Origin of the sequence: Kitasatospora sp. NBC_00240 (assembly GCF_026342405.1) — a bacterium.
Taxonomy (GTDB): Bacteria; Actinomycetota; Actinomycetes; order Streptomycetales; family Streptomycetaceae; genus Kitasatospora.
The window spans coordinates 3,036,781-3,055,206 of the sequence record NZ_JAPEMU010000001.1 but is presented as its reverse complement, the minus strand read 5'-3'; the positions used below and the strand labels follow the sequence as shown (position 1 = coordinate 3,055,206).

Annotated in this window: 17 protein-coding genes; 7 read left to right on the top strand and 10 right to left on the bottom strand. The window is 73.2% G+C overall.

What is annotated here, in order from left to right:
- Positions 1–96: 96 nt before the first annotated feature.
- From OG689_RS12890 to moaA, 3 genes are all read left to right on the top strand, one after another.
- Complete coding sequence (locus OG689_RS12890) at positions 97–459, top strand: DUF485 domain-containing protein (protein WP_266320251.1); 363 nt, start codon at positions 97–99, stop codon at positions 457–459.
- Positions 456–2,099 carry a cation acetate symporter gene (locus OG689_RS12885; protein ID WP_266320250.1) on the top strand — a complete coding sequence of 548 codons (1,644 nt, stop codon included), beginning with the start codon at positions 456–458 and terminating at the stop codon, positions 2,097–2,099. The genes OG689_RS12890 and OG689_RS12885 overlap by 4 nt, the downstream gene beginning before the upstream one ends.
- A gap of 109 nt (positions 2,100–2,208) precedes the next feature.
- Positions 2,209–3,198 carry a GTP 3',8-cyclase MoaA gene (gene moaA, locus OG689_RS12880; protein ID WP_266320249.1) on the top strand — a complete coding sequence of 330 codons (990 nt, stop codon included), beginning with the start codon at positions 2,209–2,211 and terminating at the stop codon, positions 3,196–3,198.
- A 60-nt stretch (positions 3,199–3,258) separates the two neighbouring features.
- On the opposite strand, the gene OG689_RS12875 is transcribed toward moaA, so the two are convergent.
- Both OG689_RS12875 and OG689_RS12870 read right to left on the bottom strand, forming a co-directional pair.
- Positions 3,259–3,579, bottom strand: a complete 321-nt coding sequence (locus tag OG689_RS12875) for a hypothetical protein (protein ID WP_266320248.1) — start codon at positions 3,577–3,579, stop codon at positions 3,259–3,261.
- Between the two features lie 342 nt (positions 3,580–3,921).
- A complete protein-coding gene (locus OG689_RS12870) occupies positions 3,922–4,278 on the bottom strand; it encodes a DUF3099 domain-containing protein (protein ID WP_266320246.1) in 357 nt (118 codons plus the stop codon).
- Positions 4,279–4,508: 230 nt separating this feature from the next.
- Here OG689_RS12870 and OG689_RS12865 point away from each other — a divergent pair, with 230 nt between their 5' ends.
- The gene (locus OG689_RS12865) at positions 4,509–4,775 is read left to right on the top strand and encodes a GlsB/YeaQ/YmgE family stress response membrane protein (protein WP_266320245.1); all 267 of its coding nucleotides are present in this window, start codon (positions 4,509–4,511) and stop codon (positions 4,773–4,775) included.
- A gap of 94 nt (positions 4,776–4,869) precedes the next feature.
- On the opposite strand, the gene OG689_RS12860 is transcribed toward OG689_RS12865, so the two are convergent.
- The 4 genes from OG689_RS12860 to OG689_RS12845 form a co-directional block, all read right to left on the bottom strand.
- Positions 4,870–5,421 (bottom strand): RNA 2'-phosphotransferase, encoded by a 552-nt coding sequence (locus OG689_RS12860; RefSeq protein ID WP_266320243.1) that lies wholly within the window; start codon positions 5,419–5,421, stop codon positions 4,870–4,872.
- 30 nt (positions 5,422–5,451) lie between these two features.
- Positions 5,452–6,849, bottom strand: a complete 1,398-nt coding sequence (locus OG689_RS12855; RefSeq protein WP_266320242.1) for a metallopeptidase TldD-related protein — start codon at positions 6,847–6,849, stop codon at positions 5,452–5,454.
- Positions 6,849–8,402, bottom strand: a complete 1,554-nt coding sequence (locus OG689_RS12850; RefSeq protein WP_266320241.1) for a TldD/PmbA family protein — start codon at positions 8,400–8,402, stop codon at positions 6,849–6,851. The genes OG689_RS12855 and OG689_RS12850 overlap by 1 nt, the downstream gene beginning before the upstream one ends.
- A 908-nt stretch (positions 8,403–9,310) precedes the next feature.
- Positions 9,311–10,456 (bottom strand): MBL fold metallo-hydrolase, encoded by a 1,146-nt coding sequence (locus tag OG689_RS12845; RefSeq protein ID WP_266320240.1) that lies wholly within the window; start codon positions 10,454–10,456, stop codon positions 9,311–9,313.
- Positions 10,457–10,826: 370 nt separating this feature from the next.
- Between OG689_RS12845 and fabG the strand changes: the two genes are divergently transcribed.
- The gene (gene fabG / locus OG689_RS12840; protein WP_266320239.1) at positions 10,827–11,546 is read left to right on the top strand and encodes a 3-oxoacyl-[acyl-carrier-protein] reductase; all 720 of its coding nucleotides are present in this window, start codon (positions 10,827–10,829) and stop codon (positions 11,544–11,546) included.
- A 4-nt stretch (positions 11,547–11,550) separates the two neighbouring features.
- On the top strand, positions 11,551–12,318 hold the full coding sequence (fabI, locus tag OG689_RS12835) for an enoyl-ACP reductase FabI (protein ID WP_266320238.1): 768 nt from the start codon (positions 11,551–11,553) through the stop codon (positions 12,316–12,318).
- A gap of 150 nt (positions 12,319–12,468) precedes the next feature.
- On the opposite strand, the gene OG689_RS12830 is transcribed toward fabI, so the two are convergent.
- The 4 genes from OG689_RS12830 to OG689_RS12815 all read right to left on the bottom strand — a co-directional run bounded on the left by OG689_RS12830 (position 12,469) and on the right by OG689_RS12815 (position 16,819).
- Entirely contained in the window at positions 12,469–13,572 is a 1,104-nt protein-coding gene (locus tag OG689_RS12830; protein ID WP_266320237.1) for a hypothetical protein, read from the bottom strand.
- A complete protein-coding gene (locus OG689_RS12825) occupies positions 13,569–15,725 on the bottom strand; it encodes a DUF6571 family protein (RefSeq protein WP_266320236.1) in 2,157 nt (718 codons plus the stop codon). The genes OG689_RS12830 and OG689_RS12825 overlap by 4 nt, the downstream gene beginning before the upstream one ends.
- Before the next feature lie 2 nt (positions 15,726–15,727).
- Complete coding sequence (locus OG689_RS12820) at positions 15,728–16,039, bottom strand: hypothetical protein (RefSeq protein WP_266320235.1); 312 nt, start codon at positions 16,037–16,039, stop codon at positions 15,728–15,730.
- A gap of 105 nt (positions 16,040–16,144) precedes the next feature.
- Positions 16,145–16,819 carry a FadR/GntR family transcriptional regulator gene (locus tag OG689_RS12815; protein ID WP_266320234.1) on the bottom strand — a complete coding sequence of 225 codons (675 nt, stop codon included), beginning with the start codon at positions 16,817–16,819 and terminating at the stop codon, positions 16,145–16,147.
- A 209-nt stretch (positions 16,820–17,028) separates the two neighbouring features.
- Here OG689_RS12815 and OG689_RS12810 point away from each other — a divergent pair, with 209 nt between their 5' ends.
- Positions 17,029–18,348, top strand: a complete 1,320-nt coding sequence (locus OG689_RS12810) for an MFS transporter (RefSeq protein WP_266320233.1) — start codon at positions 17,029–17,031, stop codon at positions 18,346–18,348.
- Positions 18,349–18,426 lie beyond the last annotated feature (78 nt).

The window sequence follows — 18,426 nt, the reverse complement described above, 5'->3', positions numbered from 1 at the left end:
CCTAACATCAGCCGCGCACAGCCGAACTGTGACGCCCCTCACGTCCGGTCGTTCCACCGTGCGCACCGCCCCGACGAAGGAGTCAGGAGAGACCGAGTGGAATCACCGCCGCCGACCAGCACCGAGCAGTCGTCCGTCCAACGGATCGAGGAGACCGCAGAGTTCCGCGAACTGCGCCGCTCCTTCCGGAGTTTCGCCTTCCCCGTCACCATCGGCTTCATCCTCTGGTACCTGCTGTACGTCCTGCTCTCCAGCTACGCCCCGGCCTTCATGGCCACCAAGGTGGCCGGACACGTCAACGTGGCGCTGGTGCTGGGCCTGCTGCAGTTCGTCACCACCTTCGCGATCGCCGCCTGGTACGCCCGCTACGCCGACCGCCGGCTGGACCCGCCGGCCACGGACATCCGGGCCCGGTACGAGGCCGCCACCGTCCACGCGCCCCGGGAGGCCGCCGAATGAGCACCCACTCGGCCGCCGGCCGGCTGGCGGCCGGTCAGCTGGCCACCGCCGCGACCGAGCACCGCGGCCTGACGATGACGCTGTTCGGCCTGTTCGTCCTCGCCACCCTGGGCATCACCGTCTGGGCCGGCCGGCAGACCAAGGACGCCTCCGACTTCTACGCCGGCGGCCGCGGCTTCACCGGCTTCCAGAACGGCCTCGCCATCTCCGGCGACTACATGTCCGCCGCCTCCTTCCTCGGCATCGCCGGCGCCATCGCGCTGTTCGGCTACGACGGCTTCCTGTACTCCATCGGCTTCCTGGTGGCCTGGCTGGTCGCCCTGCTGCTGGTGGCCGAGCCGCTGCGCAACTCCGGCCGCTACACCATGGCCGACGTGCTGGCCTTCCGGATGCGCCAGCGGCCGGTGCGGACCGCCGCCGGCATCTCCACCATCGTGGTGTCGATCTTCTACCTGCTCGCCCAGATGGTCGGCGCGGGCTCCCTGGTGGCCCTGCTGCTCGGCGTCGAGGGCGGCGCCGCCAAGCGCTGGACGATCGTCGCGGTCGGCGCGCTGATGGTCGTCTACGTCGCCATCGGCGGTATGAAGGGCACCACCTGGGTGCAGATCGTCAAGGCGGTGCTGCTGATCGCCGGCACCGCGCTGATGACCGTCCTGGTGCTCGCCAAGTACCACTTCAACATCTCGGCGCTGCTCGGCGCCGCCGCCGACGCCAGCGGCAAGGCCAACGCCTTCCTGGAGCCCGGCCTCAAGTACGGGGCCTCCGGCACCACCAAGCTCGACTTCCTCAGCCTGGGCCTGGCCCTGGTGCTGGGCACCGCGGGCCTGCCGCACATCCTGGTGCGGTTCTACACCGTCCCGACCGCCCGGGCCGCGCGCAAGTCCGTGCTCTGGGCGATCGGCATCATCGGCGGCTTCTACCTGATGACCCTGGCGCTGGGCTTCGGCGCCGCGGCGCTGGTCGGCCCCAAGGTGATCAAGGCCTCCAACGCGGCCGGCAACACCGCCGCCCCGCTGCTGGCCGAGAAGCTCGGAGGCGGCGCCGGCTCGACCGGCGGAGCCGTGCTGCTCGCGGTGATCTCGGCCGTCGCGTTCGCCACCATCCTGGCCGTGGTGGCCGGGCTGACCCTGGCCTCCTCGGCCTCCTTCGCCCACGATCTGTACGCCAACGTGATCCGGCGCGGCAAGGTCACCGAGAAGGAGGAGGTCCGCTCCGCCAAGCTCGCGGCGGTCGCGATCGGCGCGGTCGCCATCGTGCTCAGCATCTTCGCCGAGAAGCTCAACACCGCCGCGCTGGTCGCGTTGGCCTTCGCGGTGGCCGCCTCGGCGAACCTGCCCACCCTGCTCTACTCGCTGTTCTGGAAGCGCTTCAACACCAGGGGCGCGGTCTGCTCGGTCTACGGCGGCCTGCTCAGCTCGGTGCTGCTGGTGGTCTTCTCCACCGTGGTCTCCGGCAAGCCCACCTCGCTGCTGCCGCACTCCGACTTCCACTGGTTCCCGCTGGAGAACCCCGGCCTGGTCTCCATCCCGGTCGGCTTCCTGCTCGGCTGGATCGGCACCCTGCTCTCCAAGGAGGACGCCGACCCGGCGAAGTACGCTGAACTGGAGGTCCGCTCCCTCACCGGACTGGGCGCGCACTAGTTTTCCCACCGGACGGACGCCACCGGGCGGTGGCGGTCCCTGCGGTTAAGCTGGCCCGGCCCGCCGTGATGGCGGCCGGGCCGGCCGCACTCCAGGGAAGGGGCCCACCGTGCTCCTCGACACCTTCGGCCGCCAGGCCGTCGATCTGCGCGTCTCCCTCACCGATCGGTGCAACCTGCGCTGCACCTACTGCATGCCCGAGGAGGGCCTGCAGTGGCTCGCCAAGCCGGAGCTGCTCACCGACGAGGAGATCGTCCGGCTGGTCACCATCGCCGTGCGCGACCTCGGTGTCCGCGAGGTCCGCTTCACCGGCGGCGAGCCGCTGCTGCGCCCGGGGCTGGTCGGCATCGTCGCCGCCTGCGCGGAGCTGGCGCCCCGCCCGGAACTCTCGCTCACCACCAACGGCATCGGCCTGGCCCGCACCGCCACCGCCCTGCAGGCCGCCGGGCTGGACCGGGTGAACGTCTCGCTGGACACCCTGGACCCGGACACCTTCCACAGCCTGACCCGCCGGCGCCGCCACCACGACGTGCTGGCGGGCCTGGCCGCCGCCGAGGCCGCCGGGCTGAACCCGGTGAAGCTGAACGCCGTCCTGATGCGCGGGGTCAACGACCACGAGGCGGCCGACCTGCTCGGCTGGTGCCTGGAGCGCGGCTACGAACTGCGGTTCATCGAGCAGATGCCGCTGGACGCCCAGCACGGCTGGGACCGCTCGCAGATGGTCACCGCCGAGGAGATCCTCGGCCGCCTCACCGAGGCCTTCGAGCTCACCGCGGAGCCCTCTGCCGACCGCGGCGCCGCGCCGGCGGAGCGCTGGCTGGTCGACGGCGGGCCGGCGAGCGTCGGGGTGATCGCCTCGGTCACCCGGCCGTTCTGCCGGGCCTGCGACCGCACCCGGCTGACGGCCGACGGCCAGGTCCGCAACTGCCTGTTCGCCACCGGGGAGACGGACCTGCGCACCGCCCTGCGCTCCGGTGCGGCGGACGCCGAGATCGGCGCGCTGTGGAAGGCCGCGATGTGGGGCAAGAAGGCCGGGGCCGGCATCGACGACCCCGCGTTCCTGCAGCCCGAACGGCCGATGTCGGCGATCGGCGGCTGAGGGCCGGAGCCCCGGTCCGGTCCGGCCGGGAGCGACCGGTCGGGAGCGGCGGCGATCCGGTCAGGCCCCGGCGGGTGCGGCCGGCGGGTGCGGCTGCGACTGTGCTCCGGCCTGGGCCTGGGCCGCCGTCCACTCGGCGAACGGCAGGACCTCCTTGAGGAACCCCCGCACGCTCAGGAACTGCGAGAGGTGCTCGCGGTGGTCGTCGCAGGCCAGCCAGGTCTTGCGGCGGTCCGGGGTGTGCAGCTTGGGGTTGTTCCACACCAGCACCCAGACGGCGGCGGCCCGGCACCCCTTGCCCGAGCAGATCGGGCTCTCCGGTTGCCCCGCCGCGCCGGCGAAGAGGCTGAGTGAGGGCTGCTGGTCGTCCTGGGGGGTCATCGCGGGCCGTCCTGTGGCGTCGGGGCCCTCCGGCTCGGGGGAGGGGCGGGAGTGTGCACCGCCAGTCTCTCGCACCCGTCGGGCGCCCCCCGGCGCGGCCGGGCCCGGTCGTACCGCGGGCGACCTGATGGCGTGCGACCTGACCGGGTGCGGGCATGGCGACGCCGGGCAGCCACGGGGGGAGCCGCCCGGCGTCGGTCCGTCGCTCCGACGGGGGATGCGGAGCGCGTACGCAGTATGTCACGGCTGAGAGCCCTTTCGGGGGGCTCTTTCATGATTAATCTGAGGGTGGTTTGAGCTTTCCGCCGGACTAAACATCGGCAATCCGGAGGAAACGGACAGTCACTCGTCCTTGGCTCCGGGTGCCGCCGGTGCGGCCCCGCCGCCGCCCGTTCCGCCCGGTCCCAGCATCAGCGGAGTCTCGGCCGGGACGGCGAAGGTGCTCGGCAGCCCGGGCGCCCGCTCCCGGCCGGCGTTGGCGATCAGCACCGCGAAGTACGGCAGCAGCACGCCGCCGGCCAGCGCGACGAAGGCGACGTACCGCTGGACGTCCCACATGATCACTGCGAGCAGTACGCAGAGGGTGCGGACCAGCATCGAGATGACGTAGCGGCGCTGGCGCCCGCGGACATCCTCGGTGAGACTGCTCCGCGCTCCGGTGATCCGGAAGACCGGTCCGCCGCCGGCGCTCCTGCCCATGTCCTACCGCCTTCGTCTGCACCCGCACGCCTCGCCGTGCGGCCCTCCTCACCGTACGCCGCGGCGGCGCCCTTCAGGAGAGTGGGGGAGGAACCGGCTGCCGCGCCGCGCCCGGGCCCGGGCCGGGGCGGCGGCCCGTCCGGGGTGCGCTTGGGCCGAACGGCGCCAAGACTGTGAGCTGCAAGGGGAACGCCACCGGCCGTCGGCGGCCCCGATCCCTGGGAGCTGGCATGTGGGCAATCGTCTCGGCACTGATCGAAGGGCTGGTCCTCGGTGTGATCGCCCGGCTGCTGATCCCGGGCAAGCAGGACGTCCCGCTCTGGCTCACCATGATCCTCGGCATGATCGGCGCGATGATCGGGAACGGCGTGGCCCATGTCTTCGGGGTGGCGAACACCAGCGGGATCGACTGGTGGCGCCATCTCTTCCAGCTGGGTGCGGCGATCGTGGTGATCGCGACGGTCGCGCCGCTCTGGGCGGGCCGCAAGCAGCACTGACCGCCCGGGCGTCACCCCCGGCCGGTCGTACCGGTGGGGAAGGCCCCGGCCGGTCCGGCCGGGGCCTTCCCCGCCTGCGGAGCTCAGCTCGTGCTCAGCCGTCGGACCTGCTCAGGTACCGCGGCGCCACCGAGTCCGTCAGCCAGACCCCGTTGGCGCTGACCCGGAACTCGTGCCCGGCCGCCGCCATTGCGGCGGCGTCCACCACCAGCACCGCCGGACGCCCGTGCCGGGAGCCGACCCGGACGGCCGTCCCGGTGTCGGCGGACAGGTGGACGTCCTGGCGCGCCATCGGCAGCAGCCCGTCCCGGAAGATCGCCTCCAAAGTCCGGACGGCGGTGCCGTGGTAGAGCACCGGGGGCGGCTCGGTGGCGGTCAGGCCGAGGTCGACCGCCACCGAGTGGCCCTGGCTGGCCCGGATCGACAGGCCGTCGTCGGAGAAGGCGAACCGGCGCTTGTTGTTCGTCTCGACCACGTGGTCCAGCTCGGCGCGGCTCACCGCCCGGCGGTGCCGGGCCAGCGCGGCGAGCAGCACGTCCACCCGGACCCAGCCCGCCTCGTCCAGCGTGACGCCCACCGAGGCCGGATCGTGCCGCAGGATGCGCGAGAGCATCTTGGAGGTCTTGACCGTGCGTTTCTCGTCCACTCTTCCATCGTCCCTGTCGGGTCAGGGCTCCTACGAGGCCTGGCTCACGGAGCTCATGTTGAAGTCCGCCACCCGGACGGGCGGCATCGCGGCGCGGGTGAACCAGTCGCCCCACTCGCGCGGCAGGCAGCGTTCGGTGCGGCCCACCTCGGTGATCCGCCCGAGCAGGTCCACGGGCGACTCGTTGAAACGGAAGTTGTTCACGGCGGCGACCACCTCGCCGTTCTCGACCAGGTAGACGCCGTCCCGGGTGAGGCCGGTGAGCAGCAGCGTCGCCGGGTCGACCTCCCGGATGTACCAGAGGCAGGTGAGCAGCAGCCCGCGCTCCGTGCGGGCGATCATCTCCTCCAGCGTCGGCGCGGCGGCCTGGTCGCCGCTCTCCAGCACCAGGTTGTCGACGGCCGGGGTGAGCGGCAGGCCGGTCAGGCCGGTCGAGTGCCGGGTGGTGAGCAGGTTGGTCAGCTCGCCGTCGCGGATCCAGTCGGTGGCGCCCAGCGGCAGGCCGTTGTCGAACACCGAGGAGTCGCCGCCGGTCGCGTGGGTGAGCACGAAGGGCGCGGCCTCCAGCCCCGGCTCGGCCGGGTCGGAGCGCAGCGTCAGCGGCAGCTTGCCGAGCTTGTCGCCGATCCGGGTGCCGCCACCCGGCTTGGAGAAGACCGTGCGGCCCTCGGCCGCGTCCCGGCCGCCGGACGACCAGCTCAGGTAGACCATCAGGTCGGCGACGGCCGAGGGCGGCAGCAGCGTCTCGTAGCGGCCGGCCGGCAGGTCGATCCGCCGCCCGCCCCAGGCGAGGCGCTCGGTGAGGGTGCGGTGCAGCTCGGTGACGTCCACGTCCCGGAAGTCCCGGGTGGCGGCGCCGGCCCAGGCGGAGCCGGTGAGGTCGGCGGTCTTGGCGTTCAGCTCGACCGTGCCGGTCGGCTGGTCGTGCCGCAGCCGCAGGCCGGTGGAGGTACCGAGGTAGCTGGAGGTCACCTCGTGGCGGGCGAAGCCGTACAGCAGCTCGCCCTGGGCGGCGGCCCGGGCGAAGGCGGCGCCCAGCGCGGGCGCGAAGTCCGCGAACACCTCGACCGTGGTCCCGGCCGGGGGCTCGGTGAAGTCGGGGGAGGACGGCCGGTCGGCGATCAGCGGCTGGGCGTCCTCGGCCGGGCCGGCGTCGCGGGCGGCCGCCTCGGAGGCCCGGACCAGGCTCTCCACCTCGTCGAGCGTGACGGCCTCGCGGGCCACCACGCCGGACGCGGTGCCCTGCCCGCCGTCGACGGTGGAGATCACCGTGAGCCGCCGGCCCCGGGTGACGCCGTTGGTGGTCAGCGCGTTCCCGGCCCAGCGCAGGTTCGCGGTCGACTCCTCGTCGGCGATCACCAGGCAGCCGTCGGCGCGGGAGAGTCCGAGCGCCCGCTCGACCAGTTCGTGGGGTTGGATCGCGGCCATCAGTGACCCGCCTCCTGCTGGGTGTTGAGCACGTTGACGTTGCGGAAGAGCGCGGACGGGCAGCCGTGGCTGACCGCAGCGGCCTGGCCCGGCTGCGCCTTGCCGCAGTTGAAGGCCCCGCCCAGGACGTAGGTCTGCGGGCCGCCGACGGCGGCCATCGAGCCCCAGAAGTCGGTGGTGGTGGCCTGGTAGGCGAAGTCCTTCACCTGGCCGGCGAGCCGGCCGCCCCGGATCGCGTAGGCGCGCTGGCCGGTGAACTGGAAGTTGTACCGCTGCATGTCGATCGACCAGGAGCGGTCGCCGACGATGTACAGACCCTTCTCCACGCCCTCGAACAGGCCCGCGGTGTCCGGGCCGTCCGCGGCCGGCTGCAGCGAGACGTTGGCCATCCGCTGCACCGGCACGTGCGCGGGGGAGTCCGCGAACGCGCAGCCGTTGGAGCGGCCGAGGCCCTTCAGCGCGGCCATGCCGCGGTCCAGCTGGTAGCCGGTCAGGACGCCGTCCTTCACCAGGTCCCAGGACTGGGTGGCCACCCCCTCGTCGTCGTAGCCGATGGTGGACAGGCCGTGCTCGGCCGTCCGGTCGCCGGTGACGTGCATCAGGCCGGAGCCGTACCGCAGGCTGCCGAGCTTGTCGAAGGTGGCGAAGGAGGTGCCCGCGTAGGCGGCCTCGTAGCCGAGCGCCCGGTCCAGCTCGGTGGCGTGGCCGATCGACTCGTGGATGGTCAGCCAGAGGTTGGACGGGTCGACCACCAGGTCGTACACGCCGGCCTCGACGCCCGGCGCCTTCATCTTCTCGGCCAGCAGCGTGGGCAGTTCGGCCAGTTCGGCGTCCCAGTCCCAGCCGGTGCCGCGCAGGTACTCGAAGCCCCGCCCGACCGGCGGCGCCAGCGTCCGCATCGAGTCGAAGGCACCGGTCCGCCCGTCGACCGAGGTGGCCTCCACCTCGGGGTGCAGCCGAATCCGCTGTTGGGTGGTCATGGTGCCCGCGGTGTCGGCGTAGAACTTGTTCTCCTGCACCGTCAGCAGGCTCGCCCTGACGTGCGAGACGCCGTCGGCGGCCAGCAGCCGCCGGCTCCAGTCGGCCAGCAGCGCCGTCTTCTCCGCGTCCGGCACCTCGAACGGGTTCACCTCGTACGACGAGATCCAGGTCGCGTCCGGGTAGACCGGCTCCTCGGCCAGCTCGACCACGTCCTTCGAGCCCGCGGCCCGGCTGATCCCGCCGGAGAGCCGGGCCACCGCCACCGCCTGCTCGGCGACCCGGGCCACCGCGTCGGTGGTCAGGTCCACCCCGGCGGCGAAGCCCCAGGCGCCGTCCAGCAGCACCCGGACGGCGAAGCCGAGCTGGACGCTGTCGGTGGTGCCGGCCGGCCGGGCGTCCCGCAGCCGCCAGGAGGCGCTGCGAACCCGCTCCAGGCGGAAGTCGGCATGTGTGACGCCTAGTTCGCGAGCCCGGGTGAGCGCCGCGTCGGCCAGGGCGCGCAGGGGGTGGGCGAGGAAGAGCGGATCGACGGCGCGACCGTGCTGGGCACCGGCACCGGTCGTCGCGGGCATCGGGGTCAATCGGGCTCCCTGGATCGGGGACGGCAAGGGGGCGGGGCGGTCCGGTCAGGGAGGCCCGCATCGAATCATGGCCGCTCGCACCGCATTCGGCCAGCAGATTTGGCCCGCGCCGCCCCGTGGCGAGGATCCGTCCGGTGGTCCTTCCGCTACCTCAAGAGGCTTCCGGAGGGCATGTGTTGACACCGATAGTGGCCCGTGGGGGGTGGGGGCGACGGCTGTCGTGTTCACGGGGCGCCTGGCGCAGCTGGGCCTGCTGGGCCTGCTGGGGCTGGCCGGGTACTGGCCGGGTACTGGGCGGTGACCGGATTCCGGTGGGGCGCCGGAGGCCTGGCGGCAGCTCTGCTGGCACTCAACCTCGCCCGGCCCTACAACGCCGCGATGATGACCCGGCTGTCGGCCGGCCGGTCGTCGCAGGAGATCGCCGAGCAGTACCGCGTCGCCGAGCGGTGGACCCGGGTGTTCAGCCCGCTGCGGGGCGCCCGGGCCGCGCGCCGGGCCCAGCTCCTCCACCTGGAGGGCCGCGCCCTCGCCGACGCGGGCGGCCACCGGGAGGCCCTGCTGGCCGACGCCGGCGCCCTCCGGGCCGAGTACCTGGCCGCGCTCGGCCGGATCGAGGAGGCCGTCGACGCCCAGCGGGCCGTGGTGGCGCTGCTGGACGGGCAGGGTGCCCGGCAGGCCGACCCCGAGGACCGGGCGGTGGCCTGGGACGGACTGAGCGACCGCCTGCACACGGTGGGGCGCTGGGAGGAGGCGGACCGGGCCGCGCACCGGGCCGACGCCGTCCGGGCCGCCCGGGCCCGGCGCGGCGCCCGTGCCCCGAGGGGGGGAGGGGCGCCGCGCGGCCAGGCTCTGAGCGCACCCGGGCAGCGGGGAAGCGGGCCGTCAGGCCGGGCCGGCGGTCAGGCCAGGCCCTCCCACCAGCCGTCCAGCTCCGGCGGGTTGTCCACGTCGACCCGCTCGCCGGGGCGCGGCACCGCCAGCGGCACGGCCTGCGCCTTCGCCTCGGCCAGCAGTCGCTCCACCGGCTCCGCCCACGGGTGCAGCCCCAGGTTGAAGGTGCACCAGTGCACCGGGACGAGCAGCCCGGCGTCGAGGTCCCGGTGCGCCAGGACGGCGTCCTCCGGCGTCATGTGGATGTCAGACCAGGCCTCGTCGTACGCGCCGATCTGCACCAGCGCGGCGTCGAACGGGCCGTGCTGCTCGCCGATCGCCTTGTACCCCTCGAAGTAGCCCGAGTCGCCGGTGTAGAACACCTTGCGGGTCGGACCGGCGATCACCCAGGACCCCCACAGGGTGGTGTTGCGGGTCAGGCCGCGGCCGGAGAAGTGGTGCGCGGAGGTCAGGGTGAGCACCAGGTCGCCCAGGGTGCAGGTCTCGTCCCAGTCCAGCTCGATGATCCGGTGCTCCGGCACACCCCAGCGCCGCAGGTGGCCGCCGATGCCGAGCGGCACCGCGAACGGCGCGGACTGGCTGAGCACCAGCCGCTTCACGGTCGCCATGTCGAGGTGGTCGTAGTGGTCGTGCGAGATCAGCACCGCGTCGACCGGCGGCAGCTCCTCCAGCTCCACCGGCACCGGGTGCAGCCGCTTGGGGCCGACGTGCGCGGCGGGGGAGCAGCGGTCGCTCCAGATCGGGTCCAGCAGCACCCGGGTGCCCTCGATCTCGACCAGCGCCGAGGCGTGCCCGTACCAGGTGATCTCGACGCCGGCGGCGGCCTGCCGCGGCCCGCCCGCCGTCCGGACGGTCGGCACCGGGAGGACCGGCGTGCGGCCCTCGCGCTCGAACAGCATCCGGCGTACGGTGCCGCGGTCGATCTCCGGCCGGGCGGTGTCCCGGGCCAGGGCGGACGGGGCGTTGTGGAAGACGCCGTCCCGGTACTGGGGCGAGCTGCGGACCCGCTCCTCCCGCTCGGCGTCGGGGCGCCGCCCGAAGGCCGCCGGCAGGTCGCGCAGCGACCAGGCGGCCGCCCCCGCTCCCGCCGCCAGGGCGGCCAGGGCCAGCAGTCGTCCCCGTCGGCCGGTGGTACCGGGCTGTGCCTCGCTCATCAGGGCTCTGCCTTCACTGGGAGTCGTCGGGCGGTGGCGTTGTGACAACCGGGCCGTGCCAAATCGGTGCGGGCGGCCCGTGGTTGCCCGCCTGGTGGTCCGCGTGCATGTCCGCACCGAGAAGGCAACGGGCACACCCTGCCGAGTTGTTCCCGGCCGGGCCGACCACCGTGCCCTCCACTGTGCCATTGTCGGAACGCGACAGTTCAGCCGGTACGGACCTGTGGGAGCCCGATTCGTCGCATCCTCCCCGCGGCCGATAGCGTCACACTGCGTGCGCGTTTCGCCGTACGCGGACGACCTGGCCGGCAGGGGCGGACACCGCCCGGGCCACCGGGTCCCATGGTCAACTACGGAGAGAGGTGGATCGTTGAGCCGCTCGGTTCTCGTCACCGGAGGCAACCGGGGCATCGGCCTCGCGATCGCCCAGGCCTTCGCCGAGGCGGGCGACAAGGTCGCCATCACCAGCCGCTCGGGTGAGGTGCCCGAGGCCCTGGCGAAGTACGACGTGCTCGCGGTCCGCTGCGACATCGACGACACCGCCCAGGTCGACGCCGCCTTCGGCGAGGTCGAGGCCAAGCACGGCGCGGTCGAGGTGCTGGTCGCCAACGCGGGCATCACCAAGGACACCCTGCTGCTCCGGATGACCGAGGAGGACTTCACCTCGGTCGTCGACACCAACCTCACCGGGGCCTTCCGGGTGGTCAAGCGCGCGTCGAAGCTGATGATGCGGGCCCGCAAGGGCCGCGTGGTGCTGATCTCCTCGGTGGTCGGCCTGAGCGGATCGCCGGGCCAGGCCAACTACGCCGCGTCCAAGGCCGGCCTGGTCGGGTTCGCCCGCTCGCTGGCCCGTGAGCTCGGACCGCGCAACATCACCGTCAACGTGGTGGCGCCGGGCTTCGTGGACACCGACATGACCGCGGTGCTCAGCGACGAGCGCCGTAAGGAGATCGTCGCGGGGGTGCCGCTCGGCCGGTACGCCGCCCCGTCCGAGATCGCCACCACCGTGCGGTTCCTCGCCTCCGACGAGGCCGCGTACATCACCGGAGCCGTCATTCCCGTAGACGGCGGATTGGGCATGGGTCACTGATCACATGAGCGGAATTCTCGAGGGCAAGCGCATCCTGATCACGGGTGTGCTGATGGAGTCCTCCATCGCCTTCCACACCGCGAAGCTGGCCCAGGAGCAGGGCGCGGAGATCATCCTCACCGCCTTTCCCCGGCCCAGCCTGACCGAGCGGATCGCCCGCAAGCTGCCCAAGCCGGTCAAGGTCCTGGAGCTCGACGTCTCCAGCGACGAGCAGCTGGCCGGCATCGCCGACCAGGTCCGCGAGCACCTGCCGACCCTGGACGGCATCGTCCACTCGATCGGCTTCGCCCCGCAGGACGCTCTCGGCGGCAACTTCCTGAACACCCCGTGGGAGTCCGTGGCGACCGCCATGCAGGTCTCCGCGTTCTCGCTGAAGTCGCTGACGACGGCGCTGCTCCCGCTGATGCAGGACGGCGGCTCGGTGGTCGGCCTCACCTTCGACGCGCAGTTCGCCTGGCCGCAGTACGACTGGATGGGCCCGGCCAAGGCCGCGCTGGAGGCGACCTCCCGCTACATGGCCCGTGACCTCGGGCCCCGCAACATCCGGTGCAACCTGGTCTCGGCCGGCCCGATCGGCTCGATGGCCGCGAAGTCCATCCCGGGCTTCTCGGAGCTGGCGGCGGTCTGGGACTCCCGCTCCCCGCTGAAGTGGGACCTCGCGGACCCGGAGCCGGCCGGCCGCGGCGTCGTCGCGCTGCTGTCGGACTGGTTCCCGAAGACCACCGGCGAGATCATCCACGTCGACGGCGGCCTGCACGCCATCGGCGCCTGACACCCGCGCGAACCCGCTGCCGGCCGGGTCACGACCCGCCCGAGCGCACCGCCCGAACACCGCTGCCCGCCCGCCACCCGTGAAGTGGCGGGCGGGCAGCGGTGCGTTCGGAGCCGGCCGGTGCGGCGGCCCGCAGGCCGCCGCGACCGGTCAGCGCGGGGCGATCGGCTCGCAGCCCCGCTGGGCCGCCACCGCGTCGGCGAACCGGGCGAAGAGGTCCTTCGGCAGCTCGCTGCGGGCCTCGCCCCGGCCGTCCCGCAGCGCGCTGTCCAGGTACGACACCCCGAGGTAGAGGGTGTCCTTGCCGCACGGCACCAGGATCGGGCCGTCGGTGTCGCCGGTACCGCGCCAGCCGGCCGGCAGCGCGGCCCGCAGGTCGGTGTCCAGGGCGGCCGCGCCGATCCAGGCCTGGTCGGCGGTCACCGTGAAGCTGACCACCGGCGACACCAGGTGCCCGTCGTCCACCCCGCAGATCCAGACCGGCGCGCCCTCGCTGCTGACCCGCTCGCGCAGCGGGGTGGTGCGCCCGGCGGTACTCCCGAGGCCGAGTCCGGGCAGCCCGCAGGCCTTGCCGTCCTCGGAGGCGCGGGCGTCGCCGCCGGGGTCGCCCAGCCGGTCCCCGGCCGGGCCGGCGTCGCCGCACCCGGCCTGCCGTCCGACGGCGGCGGCCAGGCCGTCGGCCACTCGGGCCAGCGCCGTCCGGGCGGCGGTGTCGGGCTGCTCCTCGGCGCGGCGCTTCTCCGGCAGGACGTCGTCCGGCGAGAACCAGACGTCGGCCCACAGGACGTCCGCGTCGCCCCGGGACTTCAGCGGCAGCGGGTCCTTCGCCGGGACGGGCAGCACGCAGCCGGCCGGCAGCAGCACCCAGCCGGTCCGGTTGGAGAACGCGCCCGGCCGGCCGCCCTCCAGCTGCGACATCTGCGGCACGGTCCTGACCTGCTGGTCGATGCCGGGGCTGACCGCGCGCTCGGTGCGCAGCGTGACGTGGGCCCGGGCGGTGCCGCCCAGGCCCGTCCGGGCGGTGATCGTGCAGGAGACCGTCGGGTCCCCGGCACGGGCCGTGGACCCGGATTCGGTGATCCGCCCGGCGCCCAGGAGCTGCTGCGCGTCGGCCCGGGACACCGCGCCGCCGCAGAGGCGGTCGGGGCCGAACACGTTGGTCAGGCGCCAGGCGAGGAGGGCGCCGGCCGAGACGGCCAGGACGGCGGCGAGCGCGATCCAGGCCGTCCGGCGACGGGAGAGCGCCATCGTCACTCGGCCGATCCGTGCCGGCCGAGGGCGATCATCGCCTCGTTGTAGCCGCGGTCGTGGCCGTCGCGCAGGCTGGTGTTGACCTCGTTGGCCAGCTCGCTCTTCGGGTCCAGGCCGTTGTGCTCGGCCCACCCGATGACCATCTGGGTGCCCTGGTTGAGGTTGGCGTCGTGGGAGCTGGAGGCCTCGCTGTTGGCCTTGTCGACGGCTTCCTCCTTCACGCCGTCGGACCAGTTGCTGACGCCCAGGTCGACCAGGCTGCCCGCGACGTCGCCGACGACGGGGATGTAGCCGGTGGCCAGGCCGCCGCCGCTGGAGACCAGCTCGCCGGTCTTGTCCGCCCACTCCTTCTTGTCGTCCCGCTCGTCCAGCAGGATGTCGCTCCTGATGGCGTCGAGGGTGCCGAGCGCGGAGCCGGAGCGGTCGGTCGGCCCGGTTCGGTCGTGGTCGGGGCGGCCGGAGTCGGCCGGGAGGTCGCCGATGACCTGGGCGGACTTGGCCTTCTCGGCCTCGTACAGGGCGGCGTAGGCCTCCGGGTCGTCCGAGACGCCGCGCATCACCCGGGTGAGCGATGAGCTGTCGTCGGAGAGGTGGCCCTTGCCGCCCTCCTCCCAGGCGCCGTCCTTGTGCTTGGCGGTGCTGAGCTCCGCGCCGAGGATGTCGTGGGTGTCGTCGACGTAGTCGGAGAGCGCGCCGGCCAGCGGCTTGCGGAGGTTGTCGGGGATCTCCTGGCCCTTGTTGTCCTGGTCGAGGGCGTCGATGGTGCCCTGCATGACCCGGGCCTGGGCCGGGGTGTGCGCCCCGCCGTTGTGGGTGGTGCCGGTCGGGTCGCCGGTGGTGGCGGCCTCCAGGGCCGCGCCGAGGCCGGCCCGCTGGAACGGGTCGTCCATCTTCATCGGCGCGCTGTAGAGCGTGTTCATGTAGTTCTCGGGCCACTTGCGGTCGCGCAGCAGGTAGTCGAGACGGTCCTTGGCGCCGGGGGAGTCCGGGTCGAGGAAGCCGGTGGCGGCCTCGGGGTTCTTCCCCATCTGCTTGAGCACGCCGTCCAGCGGGTCGGTGACGAGGTCCTGGCGCTCGCCGTCGAACTGGTGGCTCCAGATCTGCGGGTGCTTCTTCTCGACGTCGATGATGTCGGCGCCCAGGTCGTTCAGGTACTCCTTGGAGTACTGCGCGTCGCCCTTGGACATCAGGGTGGCGAGCGTCTGGTAGCCGTACACCGGCGAGGTGTTGCGCCCCAGGTTCTTGTCGCCGATGTCCTTCATGCCCTTGCGCCAGTCCTGGTAGAACTTGCTGTTCGGGTCACGGGTGGCGCCGGCGACGGTGTTGGCAAGGTTGGTCTGGAGCTGGCCGTAGCCCTCCTTGTTCTTGGCGTCCCGGTCGCCGCCGATCTTCTCCAGCTGGTCGGCGAGCTTGAGGGTGCCCTCGGGGCCGAGCGTGTTGAGCAGGGTCTGGCCGTACTGCGGGTTGTTCGCGTTGGCCTTCATCAGGTTGTTGAGCTCGGCGAGCTCGCCCGGCTCCAGCTTGCCGTCCTTCTTCAGCTTCTCGGCGAGGTCGGCGGCGCGGCGTCCGTCGGCCGCGTCACCGCCGCCTATGGCCTGCCCGTTGAAGGTGTTGAAGGGGTCGCCGGCCTTGGAGGCGCGCTTGAGGGCCAGCGAGGCGCGCTCGTCGGCCGCGGTGGCCTCGGCGAGCGCGGCGTTGATCTGCTGGGTCCACTTGCCGGCGGCGGAGCTGCGCTCCTCCATGTAGCCGGGGTCGTGGTGCATGGCGTTGCGCTCGGCCTGGCTGTACTGGCTGGTGTCGAAGACGGCCTGGCCGGTGCCGGTCACCTTCATGCCGTCGGCGGCGGCGTCCGCGGCGGCGGCCTTGAGCTTCTTCTGTGCGGCCTCGAAGTCGGCGTGCGCGTCCGCGATGATCGTCGAGACCGCCCGGGCCTCGGTCTGCGCGTCGATGCTCTGCTGCTTGGTGATCAGTACGTGCTGGTGGGCGGCGCCGGCCGCACTGCCCATCCACAGGTTCTGGCCGCCGGTGACGCTCAGCACCTCGTTCTCCAGGCGGTGCTGCACGCCTTCGTACTTCTTCGCCATCGACTCCCAGTCGGTGGCGGCGGTGCTGAGCGCGGACAGGTCCGCGTTGAGGACGTCCTCGTAGCCGAGCATGGTCAGCGCCCCCCGAACGACTGGGCGAGGACGCCGTCGATGCCGACGTAGTTGATGTGGGTCTGGCGCATCATGCCGGCCTCCTGGTTGAGGCGGGTGTTGAGCGTGGAGACCTGCTCGTGCCACTCGGTCAGGGCGGCACGCAGCGAGTTGGCGGTGTCCCAGCCGCTGAGCTTGGAGGCCGCGGCCCCGGTCGAATCGTCCGCGGTCCTGCCTGCCGCAGTGCTCTCGGTGGCGATGCTGTCGAGTGCCAGCGCCGCCTTGTCGAGGGCGCTGGGTGCCACACCTGTGGTCCCCGCGTCTGGGTCAGCCATCGATTCTCCCCGAATTCTTCATGCTTGACTGTCAGTTGACCGGTTGTTGACCAGTTCTAGCGGGACGTTAGCACGTGTATACGACCAGGTTCCGGCCTGTCCGGGTCAGGACTCGGCCGGGGTGCAGGCCCCGATCGCCCGGCCGGCTTCCACCGAGGCGCGGCGGGCGTCGCCGGCCCGGATGGCGGCGAGGATGCCGTCGTGGCCGAGGTACCGCTCGGGGACGAGTTCGGGGCCGACGTCGTGGCGCAGGTGGGCCCGCATGACCTCGCCGAGGTCCGCGTACACGGCGGCGAGCACGTCGTTGTGGGCGGCGGCCACCACGGCCTGGTGGAAGGCCGCGTCGGCCTGCACGAAGTCCTCGGCGTCGCCGGAGGACCAGGCCTCCTCGCGTCGGGCCAGGGTGTTCTCCAGCAGGTCGAGGTCGCGCTGGTTGCGCCGGTCGGCGGCGAGTCCGGCGGCGGAGGTCTCCAGGGTGGCGCGCAGCTCGGCGACCTGCTGCTGGTCCGCGTCGGCGAAGCGGCGGTGCATCACGCCGGCCAGCTCGCTGGTGGCCAGGACGTAGGTGCCGGAGCCCTGGCGGATGTCCAGCAGCCCGTTGTGGGCGAGCGCCCGGACGGCCTCGCGGACGGTGTTGCGGGCGACCCCCAGCTGCTCGACCAGCGCGACCTCGGTGGGGATGCGCGAGCCCACGGGCCACTCGCCGGAGGTGATCTGGGTCCGCAGCTGCGCGATCACCTGGTCGGACAAGGGGGTGCGCCTCGGGGAGGACAGCGCCACGGGGGGCTCCTAGCGGCTAGGTCGGATCGGGCCATCATGCCAAGAACGGCCGGGCGGGCCGGTCGGGACCGGCCCGGGTGGTGCGGGACGGCGTGCGGTGGCTGTGCGGGTGGTGCGGGACGGCGTGCGGTGGCGGTGCGTGGTGCCGGCGGGCGGCACCGGGGATACCGGCGTGCGTTAATTCATCCCATCATTCTATGATGTCGTTCATGTCCACCGCAGCAGACTCCCCCGCAGACGCCCGGCCGCTCCCTCGGACCGACCCTCCGACCACCGGCCGGGCCGAGTCCGGCGCCCGCGACGGGCGGCCCGCCCCCGCCCGCACCGAGTACCTCGGGGTGCTGTTCGCCGTGGCCATCGCCGCGGCGGCCTTCAACCTCCGGCCCGTGGTCACCAGCCTCGGCCCGCTGCTCGACCAGGTCCGTGCGGACCTCGGTATGAGCGCCACCGTCGCCGGCCTGCTCACCGCCGTCCCCTCGCTCTGCTTCGCGCTCTTCGGCCTGGCGGCGCCCGCGCTGGCCCGCCGGATCGGCCCGATCGCGGTGGTCACGGCCGGCCTGGGCGCGATCACCCTCGGTGTGCTGGCCCGCTCCTTCGCCGGCGGCACCGCGGTGTTCCTGCTGCTGACCGCGCTCGCGCTGGCCGGCGTGGCGGTCGCCAACGTGCTGATCCCGGTCGTCATCAAGCGGTACTTCCCGGACCGGGTCGGGCCGATGATCGGCCTCTACTCGATGGCGCTGTCCGCCGGCACGGCGCTGGCGGCGGCCGTCACGGTGCCGCTGACCTCCGCCCTCGGCGGCGACTGGCGGGTGGGCCTGGGCGTCTGGGCCGGGGTCGGCGCGATCGCGCTGGTGCTCTGGCTGGCCACCCTGCTGCTGCACCGGGAGCGGGCCGGCGGCGCCGCGTCCCGGGCCGCCGAGCGGCTGCCGATCCTGCGCAGCCGCACCGCCTGGGCGCTGGCCTGCTTCTTCGGGCTCCAGGCCACCGGCGCGTACGTGACGATGGGCTGGATGCCGCAGATCTTCCAGGACGCCGGCATCTCCTCCTCCACGTCCGGGGTGCTGCTGGCGCTGACCATGGTGGTCGGGGTGCCGGTCTCCTTCGTGCTGCCGAACTGGGCCGCCCGCCGGGGTGACCAGCGGATCTTCGTGGTGGTGCTGGCCGCCTGCGGGATCGCCGGCTACACCGGGCTGGCGCTGGCGCCGGCCGGTGCGCCCTGGGTCTGGGCCGCGCTGATGGGCCTGTCGAACTGCGCCTTCCCGCTGGTGCTCACCATGATCGGGCTGCGGGCCAGGACCTCGGGCGGGGTGGCGCAGCTGTCCGCCTTCGCGCAGGGCCTCGGCTATCTGATCTCCATCCCCGGCCCGATCCTGATCGGCAGCCTCTACCAGGCCACCGGCCGGTGGTACCTGCCGCTGGGCTTTCTGGCCCTGCTGCTGCTGCCCCAGATGGCTTTCGGCCTGCGGGCCGGTCTGCCCCGGTTCATCGAGGACGAGGCCGTCCGCCCGGTGGCGCCGGCGGCTTCCTGAGCCGGGGCGCGGCGGCGCCCGGCGCCCGGGGGCGGCCGGGGTGCTGCCGGGGGCGGGGGCCGGGACCGGGCCGTCCGG